Source organism: Yersinia sp. 2540 StPb PI (genome assembly GCF_052217165.1).
GTDB lineage: Bacteria > Pseudomonadota > Gammaproteobacteria > Enterobacterales > Enterobacteriaceae > Yersinia > Yersinia enterocolitica_E.
In genome coordinates this window covers 3804438-3823700 of the sequence record NZ_JAZGQC010000001.1, presented here as the reverse complement: position 1 = coordinate 3823700, position 19263 = coordinate 3804438, and the positions used below count along the sequence as shown (strand labels likewise).

The following is a 19263-nucleotide window of genomic DNA, read 5'->3' as shown; positions in this document are numbered from 1 at the left end:
AGCCAAGTGTTTGAAAATCACCAAAGGAGCGAAAAAAGAAACGGAAAGCAGTGAAAGAAATAATAAATTTTCAGCATTGCGGTTTTTTAACGCTATTTCTGCTGGTTATTTAAGCGCTAAAACTAAGAATAGTCTGGAATGGCTTTTGGTGATGGGAGTCACAAAAAGGTGTAGAATGGCGGAAATTCGTAAGCGTATTAGTAAGATGGAAGATTCTTGAAACCCTTTGTTACACCAAATAAATGATTAGACAATCATATGTAGGCAGAGTTTCCTACTATTTATTGTTATAATTTCATGGTGTTTTTGTTTCATCTAAAAATTTGCGTCTTTCGAGGTGGTTATGAATAAAATTGCATGTCTTTCAGCAGTAGCAGCTTGTGTATTAGCAGTGACCGCAGGTTCAGCCTTTGCCGGTCAAAGCACCGTTTCTGGTGGTTATGCCCAGAGCGATTATCAAGGTGTTGCTAACAAATCTTCAGGTTTCAACCTGAAATACCGTTACGAGTGGAGTGATTCTCAACTGGGTTACATCACCTCTTTCACTCACACTGAAAAAAGCAGCTTCGGTGACAGCGCGTCGGTATACAACAAAGCACAATACAATGCTATCACCGGTGGCCCAGCTTACCGTATCAACGATTGGGCTAGCGTTTATGGCCTGGTAGGTGTGGGTTACGGTCGTTTCAGCCAGAACTACCCAACTTCTGCTAGCGATAAAAGCAGCACCAGCGATTACGGCTTTACTTACGGCGCAGGTATGCAGTTCAACCCAATGCAAAATGTTGCCCTGGACGTTTCTTACGAACAGAGCCGCATCCGCAACGTTGATGTCGGTACTTGGGTTGCTGGCGTAGGTTACACTTTCTAAGCGACTGCTTAGAATAGTTAGCACTCATCTTTCACGGTATTATGCTGTGTCTGATAAAAATCCGCTTTCGGGCGGATTTTTTTCGCCTGTCATATGATGCAGAGGTGAGGCTGACGTATGATAACTATTTAACCGCATTTACGGCATCGACAATCAGCGCGATTATCTGCTGTGGATGAGAGAGTATCGAGGCGTGGCTGGAGGGTAACTCAATCACCTTTTGGGCCTGAATTCGAGCAGCAAAACCGCGTTGTGTTTCGACCGGCAGCATTCTGTCTTCCGATGAAACCTGATACCAGCAAGGTTTGACCCGCCAGGCAGGCTGAGCAGACTTATCAGTAAAAGCGCGAGTTGCTAAGGGTTTTTGCACCATAGACATCACCAGTGCTTCATTCTCATCAATGTCCTGACACATATTTTCGTGGAACTGGTCAGTGTCAATCCATAGAAATCCATTATCATCCGGGCGAATATAAGCGGCGCTAACAGGTGGTTCACGCAGTGCAAAAGTACTGGATAAGCTCTCTCCCGCATCGGGAGCAAAAGCGGCGAGATAGACCATACCGACCACATTTTGTAGATGCCCGACTTGTGTAATGACCATGCCACCATAAGAGTGACCCACTAATAGGGTAGGGCCATATAAGGCGGTAGTTAGCTTAATGGTCCGCTCCACGTCATCTGCTAATGATGTCAGCGGATTTTGTATTGCAATGACCCGGTGCCCCATCTGGTGCAGGGCTGGGATAATATAGCGCCACTGTGAGCCATCAGCCCATGCTCCATGGACCAATACAATATTAAGTTTTGTCGCCATATTTCCCCCTGAACGGGTATTAGCCCAAGCGGTGCATAATATCGTTATGCAGAAATAGCATTCTTGACGAATAACAACTTCTACTCATATACCTGCATTAATGAAAAATCTTGTTTATAGCCAGATGTTATTAAAATTAAACAAATCTGTTATTAGGTTTAAAGTATAAAGCGCTGGGCGCTGATGGCTTTAGGATAAGGATGAAAATGAAGTACCGAACAATCCATTTGGATATCAATTGGCGATATAAAATCCCTGCCAATAGGATTCGCTATATTTTAAATTAATAAAAACAAGAGATTAACAAGGTTCTCTGTTTGGGTGTTACTGCGCAATTTACTGGTAAAAATGAGATAATATGACACACTACTATTAGTGCGGATTAACCTTCAGACTCTTATCGTGATTCACGCATTAAGCTAAATAAAAAAATAGATTGTCATAAAACAGTTGGTTGTAATAAACGATAGATTGTAATAAAACAATAGGTTGTAATAAAAAATGGGTTTAAATCATGACGACACTCAGTGAACAGGCTCCACCTCTGTTACATGACACCAAGCTTGAACAGCAGATTTTAAGACGTTCAATTTTTTGCACTTTGTTTATCGCCATTATGGGGATTGTTTTTGGTATCGTATGCGGTTCGATGTCGATTATTTTCGATGGTATGTTCTCTGCTTTAGATGCTGGAATGTGCAGTTTATCGCTATTGGTTTCCCGATTACTCGGTCAGCCGCACAGTCGGCGCTTTCAATACGGTTTCTGGCATGTTGAACCATTGGTTCTGGCTTTCAATGGCAGCTTGCTGGCCTTTCTTTGTCTTTACGCATTCGTCAATGCTATTAAGGGGATTTTCGACGGCGGCAGGGAATTGGAGTTGGGGTGGGCGATTGTTTATGCATTAGTGGTCAGTATTTTCTGTTTCACCCTCTTTTTAAAACAACGTCGTTTAAATAAACGAGTTAAATCCGAGCTAATTGCATTGGATACCAAAAGCTGGTTAATGTCGGCCTGCATCAGTTCTGCGTTATTAGTAGCCTTCTTGCTTTCATGGTGTATGGAAGGTACCCGCTATGCGCATTTGATTGTTTATACCGACCCCGCTGTATTGGCCTTGTTAACCCTGATCTTAATACCTGTGCCAATAAAAACAGTCATTTCGGCAGTTCGTGAAGTATTACAAATGACGCCAGACAATCTGGATAATGCCATTGAGAGCTTAATGGATAAGTTAATGGCGAAATATAAATTTATTGATTACTCCCACTATGCTACCCGCATGGGGCGGGGGTTGTTTATCGAGATTCATGTGGTTATTCCACCAGAGATGGAGACGAGTGGTGTCAGTTATTTTGACCAATTACGCGATGAAATAGCCAAAGAAATTGGCGAGTCCGGCCCTCATCGGTGGCTAACCATCTCCTTTACCCGCGATGCCAAGTGGTTATAGCATCAACATCAATAGTGGGTATGGCGGCGTGTAAATAAATTAACCAAGGTAATGATTCTTATGAACAAGATGATTATTAAGCGCCAGGTAAAACTAAACGCTATTGATACGCCGCCAAGGTTTGATGCTGTTACTAAGGTAGCCATTAATGATGAAACCATCGAATATCGCAAAGCTAAAGTTATTAGTAATATGCGCCGTGCCGCTATCGATTATTTATTGGTGTATGCGGACAAAGAGCATGGGGGTAACTTTGAATATCTGGCGGGGTTTATTCCCCGTTTTGAAGAAGCGGCTATGGTGTTACATGCCTCAGGCGAGGTCTATTTATTATTAGGTAACGAGAATTTAAAGTTATCTGACTATGCCAGAGTCAGAAATACCGCGATTCATGTTCCCTATTTTTCATTGCCAAATCAACCAATGGACAACAGTAAAACGCTTACTGAATTATTGGCAGCAACCGGGATTCAGCAGGCTAAAAAGATTGGGGTTGCAGGATGGAAACTGTTTACCAGTAAGCTGGACGATAACAGTCAGCTATTTGATATTCCGCATTTTATTTTGGATGCGATTAAAAAGTCTGCTTCATCCGTAGCAACGATTATTAACGCCACCAGTCTATTTATTGGCAGTGATATTGCAGCTAGAGTGACCAATAATGCTAATGAATTGGCGCACTATGAATATGGCGCTAATTTGGCGTCGAATTGTATTCTTAATGCATTGGCGGCGGTTGATATCGGCATAACAGAAAAGCAACTGGGCAGTTATCTGGCAGATGAAGGCCAACCGAACAGTGTTGTGATAATTGCTGCGACTGGCGCCAGATTTGAACAGGCAAATTTATATCCCAGTGATAAAGCGGTACAACTCGGCGATAAAATATCATTGACCACCGGGTTTAAAGGCGGTTTGAGCAGTAGAACCGGCTATGCGGTTCATCATGCAGATGAACTACCGCGCGCGGAAAGAGATTATCTTGATAAGGTTGCGCTACCTTATTACACAACAGTCGTCGCTTGGCTGGAAAATATTCGTATTGGTATGCCAGGGAAAGAGATGTACGCATTAGTGGAAACTGTTTTCCCAAAATCACAATACCATTGGTCGCTAAATCCCGGCCATTTAGTTGCTGATGAAGAGTGGTTGTGCTCTCCCATTTATAGCGATTCTGAAGAGATAATTCGCAGTGGGATGATATTCCAAATCGATATCATTCCTTCGGTAAAAGGTTATGCCGGAGTGAGTGCTGAGGAGTGTATTGCACTGGCTGATCAGCATTTACGTAATGCGCTCGCTGCACAGTATCCTGATGTTTGGCAAAGAATACAAAAACGTCGTAGTTATCTCAGCGATATCCTGAATATCCATCTCAGCGAAGAGGTGCTACCGATGTCTAACACAGTTGGCTATCTGCGGCCATTCCTGCTGGATAAATACAGTGCATTGCAATGTATTGATGAGTAACAGCACGAATAACCTAGGGTTTAGGGTATTTATTTAAGGGGCTAATAGCCCCTTTTAGTGGCATCAAGCTTTTATTGCCGCAGCCACTTAGCGCCAGATTTAAGCTCTTGCTGAGATTTCGTGCAAAACTGGAGGCGATACTCTTGCCATCTTGTGGCATAATGCGCGCCGAATCACATTTTCTATAATTCTTGAATATCCCTATTCAGTAATCCAATCGAGAGCGAGCTCTGTGCTAAGTACTAACAATATCACCATGCAATTCGGCAGCAAGCCGCTGTTTGAAAACATTTCAGTAAAATTCGGTGGCGGTAATCGCTATGGTCTGATCGGCGCTAATGGCTGTGGTAAATCCACCTTCATGAAAATCCTTGGCGGTGATTTAGTTCCTAGCGGCGGTAACGTATTCCTTGACCCGAATGAGCGTCTGGGTAAGTTACGTCAGGACCAATTCGCCTTTGAAAACAACACAGTGCTGGACACCGTTATTATGGGTCATGGCGAGCTGTGGGAAGTAAAAGAAGAGCGCGACCGCATCTACGCTATGGCTGAAATGAGCGAAGCAGACGGCTATAAAGTGGCTGATCTGGAAGTTGCCTATGGTGAAATGGATGGTTACAGCGCAGAAGCCCGTGCCGGTGAATTATTGCTTGGTGTAGGTATTCCGGTTGAACAACATTATGGGTTGATGAGCGAAATCGCTCCTGGCTTTAAATTGCGTGTATTGCTGGCGCAAGCCCTGTTCTCAGACCCGGAAATTTTGCTCCTCGACGAACCGACCAACAACCTGGATATCGATACTATCCGCTGGTTGGAACAAGTGCTGAACGAACGTAGCAGCACCATGATTATTATTTCCCATGACCGTCACTTCCTGAACATGGTGTGTACCCACATGGCGGATCTGGATTATGGCGAACTGCGTGTTTATCCGGGTAACTATGACGAATACATGACGGCGGCGACGCAAGCTCGTGATCGTCTGTTGTCAGATAACGCCAAGAAAAAGGCCCAGATCTCTGAGCTGCAATCTTTCGTTAGCCGCTTTAGTGCCAACGCCTCTAAATCTAAACAGGCGACGTCTCGCGCCCGTCAGATTGATAAAATTCAGCTTGATGAAGTGAAAGCATCTAGCCGCCAGAACCCGTTTATCCGCTTTGATCAGGATAAAAAGCTGTTCCGTAATGCGCTGGAAGTTGAACTGTTGACCAAAGGTTTTGATGACGGCCCGCTGTTTAAAAAACTGGATTTGCGCCTGGAAGTGGGTGAAAAAGTGGCTATCCTCGGGCCAAACGGTATCGGTAAATCGACTTTGCTGAAAACCTTGGTAGGGGATTATGAGCCGGATTCTGGCACCGTGAAATGGTCTGAAAACAGTAAGATCGGTTACTACGCGCAGGATCATGCCAGCGACTTTGAAATCGATCTGACGGTATTTGACTGGATGAGTCAGTGGAAACAGGAAAAAGACGACGAGCAGGCTGTGCGCAGTGTGCTGGGCCGTTTACTGTTTAGCCAGGACGATATTAAGAAGAAAGTACAGGTCTTGTCTGGTGGTGAGAAAGGGCGGATGTTGTTTGGTAAGCTGATGATGCAACGCCCTAACATCATGGTAATGGATGAGCCAACCAACCATTTGGATATGGAATCGATTGAAGCGCTGAACATGGCATTGGAAATGTACGAAGGCACGCTAATCTTCGTTTCCCATGACCGTGAGTTCGTCAGTTCTTTGGCGACCCGAGTGATTGAAATGACACCAGGCAAGCTGATCGACTTTACCGGTAACTACGAAGATTATCTGCGTAGCCAGGGTATTCAGTCCTGATTAGTTGATGGTGTGTTGATAAGAGAGCTGATGCATTGCATCAGCTTTTTTTTTGCGCTAAATAGGCGGCTAATCTTTGCCACAGACTTCACAGTGGACATCTTTGGCAAGCTTCATGGTCCGAAACTCTGCCGTTGCGGCGTCATACATCAATATGCGCCCAGATATCACCTGACCATAATCAGCTAACAGCTTTATGGTTTCCATGGCTTGTAAATTACCAATAATCCCCACCAGGGGCGACATTACCCCGGCTTCAACACAGGTCAGTGCATTGTCACCGAATAACCGACTGAGGCAGCGATAGCAGGGTTGGTTTGGCTGATAAGTGAAAACACTGATTTGCCCCTCCATGCGAATTGCTGCACCTGAAACCAATGGTTTACGTTGTGCATGACACAGGCGATTGAGTTGCTCGCGGCTGGTGACATTATCAGTACAATCCAGCACCAACTGATGTTCAGCAATGGTTGCCGCGAGTTGTTGGTCATCTAACTGACCATCAATGGATTTCAGTGCCAAATGGGGGTTCATTTCAGACAGCGTCAATGCCGCAGAGGCCACTTTTGACATTCCGATACGATTATCGCGATGCAAAACCTGCCGCTGCAGGTTGGAAAGCGAAACCGTATCAAAATCCAGCAGGGTAAGGTGGCCCACGCCTGCGGCTGCCAGATATTGTGCAGCTGCGCATCCTAGCCCCCCTAATCCAACGATTAACACCTTGGCAGCATTCAGTTTTTCCTGACCGTCAAAATCAAAACCGCGCAGCACGATTTGCCGGTTATAACGCAGGGCTTGGGCATCGGTCAGTTCTGGCAGCATCTCAGCCTCCGCACAATTTACAATTCATTGTCCCAATAGCCCGTTAAACAGTTCGATTTCAACTGTTTCACCGATCGAGACTGAGCCGCGTTCTCGTTCCAGCACAATAAAGCAGTTACCTTGGCTGAATGAACTAAAGACGTGAGACCCTTGATGGCCGGTGGTACGTACTTCCAATTCACCGCTAGCATTGGTGGAGAAAATACCGCGTTGAAAATCTAAACGGCCAGGGGATTTCTTCAATTTTGTCGTCGCGACTGCGTTGAGGCGCAGTGGTGCACGCCACCCCGCATGGCCGGAGAGTTTAGCAATAAGGGGTTGTACCAACTGATAGAATGTTAGCGCAGCCGAGACTGGATTACCCGGTAAGCCACAGAACCAGGCGTTATCCAATTTACCGAAAGCAAAAGGTTTGCCGGGTTTTATCGCCAACTTCCAGAAACCGATATCGCCTAACTCTTCCAGCATCTGTTTGGTGTAATCCGCTTCACCCACCGAGACACCACCACTGCTGATAACAAGGTCAGCGGCGGCATCGGCTTGTTCAAATGCGGTGCGCAAGGCGCGTTGATCGTCACGGATCACGCCAAGGTCAACTATCTGGCAGCCTAACTGTTGCAGCATTAACCGTACTGCAAAACGATTGGTATCGTAAATCTGCCCTTCGCCCAAGGGCTGCCCGACTGGTTGCAATTCATCTCCGGTGGAGAAAATAGCCACTTTTAGTGAGCGAAATACTGCAATCTCTGCAATGCCTAATGAGGCGAGTAGCGGCAATTGCGCCGCACCTAATTTTACCCCTGCGGGGAAAACGGCAGCACCTTGTTGGATATCTTCGCCCGGCAAGCGGATATTTTGCCCAACCTGCACCTGGCCATTGAATATGACACCTTGTTCACTGGTCACGGCTTGTTCTTGCATGATGACGGCATCGGCTCCCTCAGGGATTGGGGCACCGGTCATGATACGCACGCAAGTATTGGCCGGCCACTCACCTTTAAACGGCGCACCGGCAAAAGCTTTACCGGCCACCGGCAGCGGTAATGTGCTGCTAAGCTCATTACAACGCACAGCATATCCGTCCATGGCTGAATTGGCGAAGGGGGGCACAGCAATCGGTGATGTAATTGCACTGGCGGTGATACGTCCCGCCGCTTCGGTCAATGCGATGATTTCTGTTGCCTGCAATGGCGTAACCTGCGACAGCATTTTAGTCAGAGCTTGTTCGAGAGAGAGTAAATCCGAGGTATTACTGTGATCCATGCTGGACTCCGTGGTCAGTGTGCACCGTTAGCTAGAGGTAATTATGGGTGCTGAGCTACCATCAAATAATGAAACCATTATGGCAGAGATTGTCAGGTGGGTGAATGGATGGCGGCGCAAAGAGACGATAGACTGATACTACCTTGATCAGTGCTATTATTTTCATGGGTATAAACCTTCGGCAGGCAACACAGGGGTGTGACATGGAGTATCAATCGATTCTGGACTTTTGGTTTAACGAGATGGACCCGGCGTTGTGGTTCAAAAAGGATGAGGACTTTGATGCTCTGCTACGCAAACGGTTTGGCCCGGTTTGGCAAGCGGCATCAAAGGGGGAGTTGGCCGACTGGCGGTTTAAAATTGAAGGGCGTTTGGCGGAAATATTGATACTGGATCAATTTAGCAGAAACCTGTTCCGTGATTTACCTGCGTCATTTTCTTGTGACGGGATGGCGCTGGTGTTAGCGCAGGAAGCAATCAGCAGTGGTCAGACGAAACAATTATCTGATATTCAACGCGGCTTTCTATATCTTCCTTTTATGCATTCCGAATCGGCGCTTATTCATAAACAGGCATTAGAACTCTTTACCGAATTGGGTAATGACAATCAGCTTGATTATGAGTTACGCCATAAAGCGATTATTGATCGCTTTGGCCGCTACCCACACCGTAATCATATCCTTGGGCGAGTCTCAAGTGCAGAGGAACAGGCTTTTCTTCTCCAGCCCGATTCTGCTTTCTAGGCGGAAAAGGGCAGACGAATACAGGGTCAGCAAAATCGCTGTGCTGGCCACTTATCGTCACTTTTACTACGTACTGTTCCCGTTTGTTTCTGTCGTGCCGCTCACAAAAAAGCCTTCACCAAATAGTCGACTTAACATATTTATGCCATTGACATCACACAGAAAATTGAGGTTTTTCCTAAACTACTCTCTGCGCTATAACTCTCATTGAAACGATAATGTTACCAATATATAACAATCTAACAATATAAAAATGAGAGTTCAGTGTCTGTGATTTCTCGGTTCTGAGCTTATATGGCATGGACGTTTAACAATATGGCAGACGCATCATTATGGTTGAAACAACTTCATTAGACACTACTGTGGTAGAAGGTCAGGGAACATCAGCACGTCTGACAGATAAAGCAGATACCCGGCAACGGATACGAGCCATTGTTGGGGCCTCTTCTGGGAATTTGGTTGAATGGTTTGATTTCTATATTTACTCTTTTTGCGCGCTCTATTTTGCCCCGCTTTTTTTCCCCAGTGATAATCCAACCACCCAATTAGTGCAGACTGCCGGTGTTTTTGCTGCTGGTTTTTTGATGCGCCCGATTGGCGGCTGGTTATTTGGTTATATTGCTGACAAACATGGTCGCAAGTTATCCATGTTGATTTCGGTCTATATGATGTGTGCCGGCTCGTTGATGATTGCCTGCCTGCCAACCTATGCGTCAATTGGTAGCCTGGCACCGGTCTTACTGTTAGTCGCCCGTTTATTCCAGGGGTTATCTGTTGGGGGCGAATATGGCACCAGTGCCACCTATATGAGTGAAGTCGCAGTGAAAGGGCACAAAGGGTTTTATGCTTCGTTCCAATATGTCACATTAATTGGCGGCCAATTGCTGGCATTATTGGTGCTGGTTCTATTACAGCAAACACTTTCATCAGAGGTATTGCACAGTTGGGGCTGGCGTATTCCTTTTGTTCTGGGCGCACTGTTGGCAGTGGTTGCTCTTTACTTACGCCGTTCACTGAATGAAACCTCGGATGAGAAGAACCGTAATAAGAAAGATGCGGGCAGCTTGAAAGGGCTATGGAAGAACCGTCGCGCATTTATTATGGTACTAGGCTTCACCGCGGGTGGCTCTCTTTCTTTTTATACCTACACCACCTATATGCAAAAGTATTTAGTCAATACCGCCGGGATGGATGTGAAAACCGCCAGTCTGGTCATGACGGCGGCATTATTTATTTTTATGTTGGTACAACCTTTATTTGGTGCATTATCCGATCGCATTAGCCGCCGTACATCTATGCTAACGTTTGGCCTATTATCAATGCTATTAACGGTACCTATTCTGCATGCTCTAAAAGGGGTAACCAGTCCATATATTGCGTTTATGCTGATTATTACCGCTCTGATTATTCTTAGTTTTTATACTTCTATTGGCGGGTTACTAAAAGCAGAGATGTTCCCACCAGAAGTCAGAGCTTTGGGTGTTGGCCTGTCTTATGCAGTTGCAAATGCCATGTTTGGTGGGAGTGCTGAATACGTGGCGCTGTCTCTCAAGTCTTTTGATATGGAAAACAGCTTCTTTTGGTACGTTTCGGCAATGTGCTTCGTCACCTTCCTGGTTTCATTGCGCCTGCACCGCAAAGGGCAAGAGGTTGAACTATAAAGGGCTAATGTAGTGTACAACTGAAGCCACAATAAGATGGCTTCAGTAACTATGGGCTAAATGATGCTTAATAGTGGCCAGTAATTTCCCTGTTCCACAACATGTATCATCATATCCTGCAGTATGTCTGCGATTAATAACTCTGTCGTGAGGGCAGCCGCCATGACAAATAGAAAACCACTCGCAATGTTGCATTTTTTCAGTCGCGTTTTTTTCCTCATTGATGGCTTGTTGATTATGCGATGAATGAGCTAAAAGATCCGCCAGGTTAGTATTTAACAAAGATCCATAGATGCTACCTTTATCACCCACATATTTGTCGCAGGGAGAGATGTCACCATTGGGTTCTAAGGTGATAATTTCCTGCGAGCAATTGCCAGACCAATAACATGCGGAAGGTTTATTTTTAGTATCTTTCAATACACGAATAAAATCATCAAAAACAGCAATATGTATCTTTCCCTGATAACCGTTTACCCAAATAGTAAACAGCTCTGATAGAAACTGGATAAATTCAGCATAACTGATAAATCCTTCGCCAACATACTGCCCTTTAACGAGTCTATTATCAGGAACTATATTAAGAAACTCAATGTGGGTTAATTCTATTGAGATAAAATAGTCCAACATCTCTTTCATGTCAGTTTGATAAACTTCTCGGTCAACAACAATAAGAGCACCATATGGAATATTATACTCTAGAAGTTTTTTTATTCCTTTGGCTATGCGATCAGATGTCTTTCTGCCTCGATAGTCTACCCGCCGTTTATCATTTACCGCTGGTACTCCATCAAGACTAATTCCGACATTCATGCCAATACCTTTAATAAATATTAACCACTCATTTGAGATGTTAACGACATTTGATTGCATGGTGTTGGTTATATATTGCTCTGGCCGCTTGAATTGTTGCTGCAACCAAATAAGCTTTTTAAAAAATGATGGCTTTAGTAGTGTTATTTCACCGCCATGCCAGACAAACTCAAATCTATTTACATTAGGAATGGCAAGGATCTGCCGTACTGTCCGGACGAGGGTATGAAATGACACCGTCTGATTGGGGCCTTCTGCCCATGAGTGGCAGTAGGTACAACGAAGATTACATAAACGGGTTGCCTTTAACACAACAACCAGTTTTTTTGCTTGAATAGCTTTCACTGAAATACTTTTTTTAATCTCTTCGTTGAATGTATCTAGCTCATCACTATCGAGTAATTTTTTTGCTGGTATTTTACCAATAAGATAAGATGATAGTGTTCTGTATTCACATGTATCGAGCTTTTCCAGTTCTTTGAGACCTATATCATTTATCTTAGTGCAATCAATAAATTTTACCGGAATTATATTATCCATAGTATATTCCTATTTGTTTATGTAAGTATTCCATCTCTCATGTTTATTATTCTGTTGCCATATGCAGAAGCTTCATCTGAATGTGTAACCATAATAATAGTTGTACCTTTTTGGTTTATATATTTTAATTGCTGTAATACAGAACGGGCATTTTTACTGTCTAAATTGCCAGTAGGCTCATCAGCCAAGAGCAATGCAGGGTTAGATACCATCGCTCTGGCGATGGCGACTCGTTGTTGTTGACCGCCTGAGAGTTGCATTGGTTTATGATTTTTCCGGTTATCAATATCGAACAGGTTTAAAATTTGGTTAACTTGTTCGGTACGTTCCTTTTTACCAATGCCCCGATATTTAAGTGGTAAGGCAACGTTATCAAAAATAGATAAGTGTGAAATGAGATTGAATGATTGAAATATATAACCTATTAATAATCGTCTTAATATTATTTTTTGTGAGTAGCTCATATCAATAATGTTTTTTTTCGCCAGTGTGAATGAACCATTATCAAGAGAGTCAAACAGACCGATGATATTAAGTAATGTGGATTTTCCTGAGCCTGATGGCCCCATAATAGAAACGAAATCACCTTTTTCAACGCTGAAGCTAAGATGATTAATAACCTTGGTTTTAATTGTTTTGGTGGTATAACACTTTTCAGCATTTTGTATATTTAGCATGTTATTTGAACTCAATAATATCGTATTCACTATTGTTAGTTTCTGGGGGGGTGACAATAATTTCCCCAACCTTTATTCCTGCTATTATCTCTGTTTTCATCGGGCTCCGACGATCTATTTCTATTTTAGATTTAATAGCTAGATCATTTTCTGGCTGATATATGTAGATGAAGTTATTTCCATCATCATCGGAAATGATACTATCAGTTGGTACCATCAATGCAGAGCTGTTTTTTTCTTGTAGTGGGATTTGTATTTCAATAGATTGCCCTCTTTTAAGTAGGGAGGTAGTGTCATGTAGTGGGATTAGTTTTGCTTTGAATTTACCATTTTCAACAATAGTGGATACTGACTCAATAAGTAGTTGTGTATCTTGACCATTTATTATTGCCAAGATTTGGCTTTGTGGCTTAATTTTATCGAGGTAATATTCACTGAAATAAACATTAAAATAATATGATTTAAGGTTGTCGATAATTGCAATTTTTTCGCCGGGTTTTATTTGTTGACCCAGTTCTACATCAAGGATAGATAAAACTCCATCAATTGGAGCTGTTATAACTAATTGTTCCATCCCGTTTTCTATGATATCCATCATTCTCTCCAGTAATAATATAGAATCATCTATCCTCTTGAATTGTAATGGGAATGATTCTTTATTTTTATTATCATGTTCTTTTAAAATTTCACTTTTTATTTGCCAGTTTTTTAACATGCCGACTTGGTTTTCCAGTTCGGATTTTGCAATCATTGATTTCATGTCGAGGACTTGATGCCTGGCTAAATCTCTCGATATAGTCGTTATTTGATGCTGAGCCTCTTGTAAATTAAGTTTTGTCTCTCTATTATCTTGTTCCAATTGTATTTTCATATTGCGTAGATTGCTTATTTGCTCGGTAATATTCACTATTCTGGATGTCGCTTCCAGCATAAAATCATAGTTAGATAAACGAATAATAACATCGCCTTTCTCGACAGTATCGAAAGCCTGTTTGGCGACTTCAGTGACTTTTCCTCCTCGTTCACTTGATACAATCATACTTTCTTTAGGTACCGCGATAGCTCGGGTTGTCAGCACATCCTGATACACTTCTGATTCAATAGTATGGAAAACAGCATTCTCTCGTGATATGAGTAAAGAGCGCTGAGCGGTAGATAAATAATAAATATAATAAAGACAAGCAATAACAACTAATAATACGCAAAAAATAATTAACTTAGCAGTTGTGTTTTTATTTTTTCTCTGCTCAATATTTATATCCATGATGTTATTTCTTCTTCTGACTATTTAGTGTGTTACTATTGAAAATAAGTGTAATAGTCATAACGATAATTACGCATAAAATAAAAGTAATAAATGAACCTGTCGCATATACATAAGATAACCCTTTAATTACACTATATTGTGTCAGCCAATTATGCAATAACATAAAACCGAGAGGAAGTGATATTATTACTGCTATGACGATAGGTGTAATGTTCTGCTGTATAAAGAAAATAATATGCGTATAAATTGATCCGCCAATAGACTCCATTATTGCTAGTGTTTTTTCGAGCCGTTTGGTCTCTGAGGTGCTGATTATTATTGTGCTTATTAATACTAATATGACTGTAAATAATGTTACCGTGTTGATCGTATTATACATAAGTATATTATTACTGAAATATTCTTGGTGTAACTTGCTGACTGATTTTATATGCTCAGTATTAACGTGATAGCGTTTTAATATTTTCTCTATTTTCCCGATGTCTTGAATGTTTTCAAGTTTGACCGCGCCATAGCGTTGGGGATTGTTTTGAATGAGAATAAGTAAGGGAGGCGCTGTCTCCTCTCTATCTGCCAGATAAAAGTCATCGATCACATTCAGTACCCTAACTGAATGTTGCGAGTTATTCTCATTAATATAAAAAATAGTATTCAGTATATGGTCATAGGACTGTTGTCCCATTAATGTCATAAACGATTTCGTGGCAATTGCATGGTAAATTTTGCTATTATCACTGGGTAATAATGGGTTTTTGTCCCCCGCCAGAATATTTACCCCCCAGGTATTAATAAAGTGCTCATTTACCTTTAGGATGTTAACTGTGGCTAGTTTGTCTTTTTCTTGCTGATTACTATGGAATACAGAAGTATTCTGCCGAGACATGTCAAATGGCCGCCAGTTACTCAGCGAGATACTATTAACTCCAGCTGCATTCCTTAATTCATCTTGTAAATTGTTTATTGCGGTTTTTGATTTTAATTCGTCACTTAGTATAAATGTTATTACATTTTCTTTTTCATAACCAAAATTGTAATCTTTCATAAAATGCATCTGTGTCATTATACCCGCCCACAGGTATATGATGATACCTGCAATAATTATCTGCATGCAGAACATAATACGAGTCATATAGTGTGACTGTGATGATTGTGCAGCAATGCTGTGGCTATAGGTATTATTAGGCAAAGTCAGCGTCAGCAAAAAGAGGTAGTGGGCGAGTAAAATAGCTGCATAAGTTAGCGCCGTAGTAATAGATAACGCGGTTGAGAAGTCATAACTGCCATGAGTAAAGATAAGCTCTCTGGCACTATCGGAAAATTGCACGAGTGACATCAAAATAAAAAGAGCAACTAACAATACAAATGCAGTTTGGAATGTAGCAATAAAAAATGCTTCTGTGATTAGCTGGTAACGGGACGCGCCAACGGCTTTTTTTATATAGAAACTGTTTCTCTTCTTTGTATTTATCACATTGTTAATATTGAAGAAATTCATTGTCGTAGCAAAAAAAATAAATACACCTGAGGCGTATAAAATATTTAAGTATGAGTTTGAAACTACAGTGCTAATTTCATCAGGCAATGCATTGTCATAATGGATATCAGCAATATTACGTGCTGAAAGCTGAATGAATTCTTCTGGACTAAAAGGGGCTCCTGGAAGCTGTGGTGCGTGCTGAATAACGTGAGAGTTTAGTTGCTCTGGGGTGGGGCTGATCCCAGATTTCATCGTGATAAAAGCGTAGGCATGGGTATCATACCAATCATGTCTTTTATCGTGGTAGCCATCTAATATTTCAGGAGAGAATGCGATAACTGCAGTCGTTTTAAAACGGCTGGATGGATTAAATTCAACAACATCTTTAATAAGAAATTGGCCTTTATCACCTAACGTTATGACATGCCCTTGAGGATTATCCAGATGAAGATATTGTCGGTTAAACTCTGGGGTAATGATAATTTCATTCTGCGCCAGATAGAGATTTTTTTGTTGATAGGGATTCAATGTGTTAAAAAAATCGGTGCTAATTGCATAGATATCAATATTTGAATACGTCTTATCATTGATATGTAGGTTGGTGAAAATACGTGCGATGTAATCAATCTTTTTGATATCTTTATCATTTCTTAATACGGAAATAAGTGGGAATGGAACTTGTGCTGACTTCACTTCATCGCCGTTAGGTAGATTAAATGATGTTTCTATCCGATATATATCTTTATAGTTACTATTATGTTTTTCAATACAAGAGTTTGTTAAATAAAGAAGCAATACAAAAAATAGTGAGATCAATCCTATAGCTGTTATTAGTATTGCTAACAGGCTTGATACTGGGCTTAGCTTCAGATCATTGAAAAATTCACTTGTTAGCATGGAAAACATCTCGCTGATTTTAATAAAATAGAGTGGTGATGTTATTTTTTTCTAAAATTCACCAAACGATAATGATTGTTATAATTAAGATGCTACTAATAGCATCTTAATTTGGTTTAATTAAAAGCATCATTGTTTGATTTATTGTTGTGTAAAACTTTTTGACCAATTCCAGGCGGTTATTTGGTTGTTGGAGTTGCTGCGTTTTAGATTTTCTATTTCATGGTCATTTATAGAAAATAAATTATTTTTAAATGATTGTTCTAACGACTCTAACTTAGCCTTTAATGCCATTAAGTGAGTGTTATTTATTCTTTCATTTGATTGATTCGACGTAAACATATAAATCTCCTTTTAAGTTTATTCCTTTCTTGTGCTGCTCACCCTCGGTGAGTATTGAGCTATTTATTTGTAATTCTTTTCTCCTATTTTATCAATGTTTTTTTCATCATGCTTTTTATAATAATTTATTAATTATGTTATTAAACTAAAGGATTATTAGTTATTGGCGTAACAATAGTAAGCTATATATCTTAAATAAAATAAAAAGCTCCCGAAGGAGCTTTAAGTTTTCTATTATTGTTGATCGGCTGAGTGATATCCGTTAGCGATGTAAGAATTCCGCATGGAAGCGTAGGTGATCTTCAATAAATGTGGCTATGGTGAAATAGCTATGGTCATAACCCGGCTGAATACGAAGTGTCAGTAGCCAATCGTGTTGCCGTGCCAATTCAGCTAATTTTGCCGGTTGTAATTGGTCTGCCAGAAACTGATCACTATCACCTTGATCTACCAGCATCGGCAGTTGGGTGTGGGCATGTGTAAGTAAGTGGCAACTATCATATTGCAACCACTGACTCTCATCGGTACCCAAATACGCAGTAAAGGCTTTGCGCCCCCAAGGCACCTGACACGGATTGACTATCGGCGCAAAGGCCGAAACTGATTGGTATTGCTGCGGGTTACGCAGTGCTAGCATCAATGCCCCGTGGCCCCCCATTGAATGGCCACAAATAGACTGACGGCCACTCACTTCGAAATGCTGGGCGATCAGCGCCGGTAACTCCTGGCTGATATAATCATACATCTGAAAATGTTTAGACCAGGGCGCTTGTGTTGCGTTGAGATAGAACCCCGCGCCTTGCCCTAAATCATAACCTTCGTCATTCGGCACATCATCACCACGTGGGCTGGTATCCGGCATAACCAGTACCAGACCCAACTCAGCGGCTACCCGCTGCGCACCGGCTTTCAATGTAAAGTTTTCATCATTACAGGTCAGACCCGACAGCCAGTAAAGCACCGGTGGCGGGTTGTCATCCCGTAGGGGGGGCAGATAGATGCTGAAGGTCATATTGCAATTCAGGCTGCTGGCGGCGTGGCGATAGCGTTGCTGCCACCCGCCAAACATCCGGTGCTCTTCGAGAAGTTCAAGTGACGTATTCATGCGTTGCCTGCCTCCTTGCCTTATTTGTTTTGTGAGGAATGATTAAAATGGATCACGGTACGGATAGATTTACCTTCATGCATCAAATCGAAGGCTTCGTTGATTTGATCTAACCCCATGGTATGGGTAATAAAATCATTCAGAGCGAATTTACCGTCCAGATATTGCTGCACGATGCCCGGTAACTCGGAGCGTCCTTTAACGCCACCGAATGCTGAGCCACGCCATACACGGCCGGTGACCAATTGGAATGGACGGGTTGAAATCTCTTCACCGGCACCGGCAACACCAATGATGACTGATTCGCCCCAGCCTTTATGGCAGCACTCAAGCGCTGAGCGCATAACATTGACGTTACCAATACATTCAAAGGAGAAATCTACGCCGCCATCGGTCAGCTCGACGATCACATCCTGAATAGGTTTATCATAATCTTTCGGGTTAATCAGGTCTGTTGCGCCCAGTTTGCGGGCCAGCTCGAATTTACTGGTATTGAGATCAAGGCCAATGATGCGGCTGGCGCCAGCCATTTTCGCCCCAATCACTGCCGATAAACCAATGCCACCCAAGCCGAAGATGGCGACAGTGTCGCCCGGTTTGACTTTTGCTGTGTTCATCACAGCCCCCATGCCGGTGGTGACGCCACAACCGAGCAGACAAACTTCTTCTAATGGCGCTTCTTTATTGATTTTTGCCAGTGATATTTCCGGTACCACTGTCAGTTCAGAGAAGGTTGAAGTCCCCATGTAATGGAAGATCGGCTGGCCATTTTTAGAGAAACGGGTGGTGCCATCAGGCATCAAACCCTTGCCCTGAGTGCTACGGATCGCCTGACACAAATTGGTTTTACCGGAGCGGCAGAATTTACATTCACCGCATTCTGGTGTGTACAGCGGAATGACGTGATCACCCACTGCAACGCTGGTAACACCTTCGCCGATTGCTTCTACAATCCCACCACCTTCATGGCCGAGGATCACTGGGAATATCCCTTCGGGATCTTTGCCTGACAAGGTGTAGGCATCGGTGTGGCATACGCCACTGGCGACAATCCGTACCAGCACTTCGCCTTTCTGCGGTGGCATCAAATCAACTTCTTCAACCGATAGCGGCTGGTTTGGCCCCCATGCGACTGCGGCGCGAGTTTTAATCATCTGCATGGTGTTGCTCCTATAGCTTCTGTGTGATGAGTGTTATATAAATGAATTTTTAAT

The 19263-nt window shown here is 42.6% G+C and carries 17 protein-coding genes; 7 read left to right on the top strand and 10 right to left on the bottom strand.

Translation table 11 applies throughout. The features are described 5' to 3' along the window. Window positions 1-10: 10 nt before the first annotated feature. Complete coding sequence (locus V1956_RS17770; RefSeq protein ID WP_227746547.1) at window positions 11-220, top strand: hypothetical protein; 210 nt, start codon at window positions 11-13, stop codon at window positions 218-220. Window positions 221-343: 123 nt separating this feature from the next. Further along, window positions 344-871, top strand: a complete 528-nt coding sequence (gene ompX, locus V1956_RS17765) for an outer membrane protein OmpX (protein ID WP_372558425.1) — start codon at window positions 344-346, stop codon at window positions 869-871. A 124-nt stretch (window positions 872-995) separates the two neighbouring features. Here ompX and V1956_RS17760 read toward each other — a convergent pair whose 3' ends face one another. Next, window positions 996-1688, bottom strand: a complete 693-nt coding sequence (locus tag V1956_RS17760) for an alpha/beta fold hydrolase (RefSeq protein ID WP_442825435.1) — start codon at window positions 1686-1688, stop codon at window positions 996-998. A gap of 514 nt (window positions 1689-2202) precedes the next feature. Between V1956_RS17760 and V1956_RS17755 the strand changes: the two genes are divergently transcribed. From V1956_RS17755 to V1956_RS17745, 3 genes are all read left to right on the top strand, one after another. Continuing rightward, complete coding sequence (locus V1956_RS17755; protein WP_372558427.1) at window positions 2203-3141, top strand: cation diffusion facilitator family transporter; 939 nt, start codon at window positions 2203-2205, stop codon at window positions 3139-3141. A gap of 60 nt (window positions 3142-3201) precedes the next feature. Further along, window positions 3202-4611, top strand: a complete 1410-nt coding sequence (locus V1956_RS17750; RefSeq protein ID WP_442825434.1) for a Xaa-Pro aminopeptidase — start codon at window positions 3202-3204, stop codon at window positions 4609-4611. A gap of 232 nt (window positions 4612-4843) precedes the next feature. After that, entirely contained in the window at window positions 4844-6439 is a 1596-nt protein-coding gene (locus V1956_RS17745) for an ABC-F family ATPase (protein WP_071843536.1), read from the top strand. A gap of 69 nt (window positions 6440-6508) precedes the next feature. On the opposite strand, the gene moeB is transcribed toward V1956_RS17745, so the two are convergent. Then, a complete protein-coding gene (gene moeB / locus V1956_RS17740) occupies window positions 6509-7264 on the bottom strand; it encodes a molybdopterin-synthase adenylyltransferase MoeB (RefSeq protein WP_372558429.1) in 756 nt (251 codons plus the stop codon). A gap of 24 nt (window positions 7265-7288) precedes the next feature. Then, window positions 7289-8527 carry a molybdopterin molybdotransferase MoeA gene (gene moeA / locus V1956_RS17735; protein WP_442825433.1) on the bottom strand — a complete coding sequence of 413 codons (1239 nt, stop codon included), beginning with the start codon at window positions 8525-8527 and terminating at the stop codon, window positions 7289-7291. Between the two features lie 203 nt (window positions 8528-8730). Between moeA and V1956_RS17730 the strand changes: the two genes are divergently transcribed. Further along, window positions 8731-9270 carry a DUF924 family protein gene (locus V1956_RS17730; RefSeq protein ID WP_372558431.1) on the top strand — a complete coding sequence of 180 codons (540 nt, stop codon included), beginning with the start codon at window positions 8731-8733 and terminating at the stop codon, window positions 9268-9270. 332 nt (window positions 9271-9602) lie between these two features. Next, the gene (locus V1956_RS17725; protein ID WP_083159411.1) at window positions 9603-10931 is read left to right on the top strand and encodes an MFS family transporter; all 1329 of its coding nucleotides are present in this window, start codon (window positions 9603-9605) and stop codon (window positions 10929-10931) included. Window positions 10932-10973: 42 nt separating this feature from the next. Here V1956_RS17725 and darE read toward each other — a convergent pair whose 3' ends face one another. The 7 genes from darE to V1956_RS17690 form a co-directional block, all read right to left on the bottom strand. Beyond that, entirely contained in the window at window positions 10974-12284 is a 1311-nt protein-coding gene (gene darE / locus V1956_RS17720) for a darobactin maturation radical SAM/SPASM protein DarE (protein WP_442825432.1), read from the bottom strand. A gap of 17 nt (window positions 12285-12301) precedes the next feature. Then, window positions 12302-12961: a darobactin export ABC transporter ATP-binding protein gene (gene darD / locus V1956_RS17715; RefSeq protein ID WP_442825431.1), complete on the bottom strand. Its 660-nt coding sequence runs from the start codon at window positions 12959-12961 to the stop codon at window positions 12302-12304. Window position 12962: 1 nt separating this feature from the next. Next, complete coding sequence (darC, locus tag V1956_RS17710; RefSeq protein WP_442825430.1) at window positions 12963-14225, bottom strand: darobactin export ABC transporter periplasmic adaptor subunit; 1263 nt, start codon at window positions 14223-14225, stop codon at window positions 12963-12965. 4 nt (window positions 14226-14229) lie between these two features. Next, complete coding sequence (gene darB / locus V1956_RS17705) at window positions 14230-16602, bottom strand: darobactin export ABC transporter permease subunit (protein WP_442825429.1); 2373 nt, start codon at window positions 16600-16602, stop codon at window positions 14230-14232. A 141-nt stretch (window positions 16603-16743) separates the two neighbouring features. Then, window positions 16744-16944, bottom strand: a complete 201-nt coding sequence (gene darA, locus V1956_RS17700; protein WP_372558436.1) for a darobactin family peptide antibiotic — start codon at window positions 16942-16944, stop codon at window positions 16744-16746. Window positions 16945-17206: 262 nt separating this feature from the next. Further along, window positions 17207-18049 (bottom strand): S-formylglutathione hydrolase, encoded by an 843-nt coding sequence (gene fghA / locus V1956_RS17695; RefSeq protein ID WP_420071962.1) that lies wholly within the window; start codon window positions 18047-18049, stop codon window positions 17207-17209. A gap of 20 nt (window positions 18050-18069) precedes the next feature. Next, complete coding sequence (locus tag V1956_RS17690; protein WP_442825428.1) at window positions 18070-19209, bottom strand: S-(hydroxymethyl)glutathione dehydrogenase/class III alcohol dehydrogenase; 1140 nt, start codon at window positions 19207-19209, stop codon at window positions 18070-18072. Between the last annotated feature and the right edge of the window lie 54 nt (window positions 19210-19263).

Coding starts and splice junctions, on each gene's coding strand:
- ompX (WP_372558425.1), top strand. CDS start 344: ATGAATAAAATTGCATGTCTTTCAGCAGTAGCAGCTTGTGTATTAGCA.
- V1956_RS17760 (WP_442825435.1), bottom strand. CDS start 1,688: ATGGCGACAAAACTTAATATTGTATTGGTCCATGGAGCATGGGCTGAT.
- V1956_RS17755 (WP_372558427.1), top strand. CDS start 2,203: ATGACGACACTCAGTGAACAGGCTCCACCTCTGTTACATGACACCAAG.
- V1956_RS17750 (WP_442825434.1), top strand. CDS start 3,202: ATGAACAAGATGATTATTAAGCGCCAGGTAAAACTAAACGCTATTGAT.
- moeB (WP_372558429.1), bottom strand. CDS start 7,264: ATGCTGCCAGAACTGACCGATGCCCAAGCCCTGCGTTATAACCGGCAA.
- moeA (WP_442825433.1), bottom strand. CDS start 8,527: ATGGATCACAGTAATACCTCGGATTTACTCTCTCTCGAACAAGCTCTG.
- V1956_RS17730 (WP_372558431.1), top strand. CDS start 8,731: ATGGAGTATCAATCGATTCTGGACTTTTGGTTTAACGAGATGGACCCG.
- V1956_RS17725 (WP_083159411.1), top strand. CDS start 9,603: ATGGTTGAAACAACTTCATTAGACACTACTGTGGTAGAAGGTCAGGGA.
- darE (WP_442825432.1), bottom strand. CDS start 12,284: ATGGATAATATAATTCCGGTAAAATTTATTGATTGCACTAAGATAAAT.
- darD (WP_442825431.1), bottom strand. CDS start 12,961: ATGCTAAATATACAAAATGCTGAAAAGTGTTATACCACCAAAACAATT.
- darC (WP_442825430.1), bottom strand. CDS start 14,225: ATGGATATAAATATTGAGCAGAGAAAAAATAAAAACACAACTGCTAAG.
- darB (WP_442825429.1), bottom strand. CDS start 16,602: ATGCTAACAAGTGAATTTTTCAATGATCTGAAGCTAAGCCCAGTATCA.
- darA (WP_372558436.1), bottom strand. CDS start 16,944: ATGTTTACGTCGAATCAATCAAATGAAAGAATAAATAACACTCACTTA.
- fghA (WP_420071962.1), bottom strand. CDS start 18,049: ATGAATACGTCACTTGAACTTCTCGAAGAGCACCGGATGTTTGGCGGG.
- V1956_RS17690 (WP_442825428.1), bottom strand. CDS start 19,209: ATGCAGATGATTAAAACTCGCGCCGCAGTCGCATGGGGGCCAAACCAG.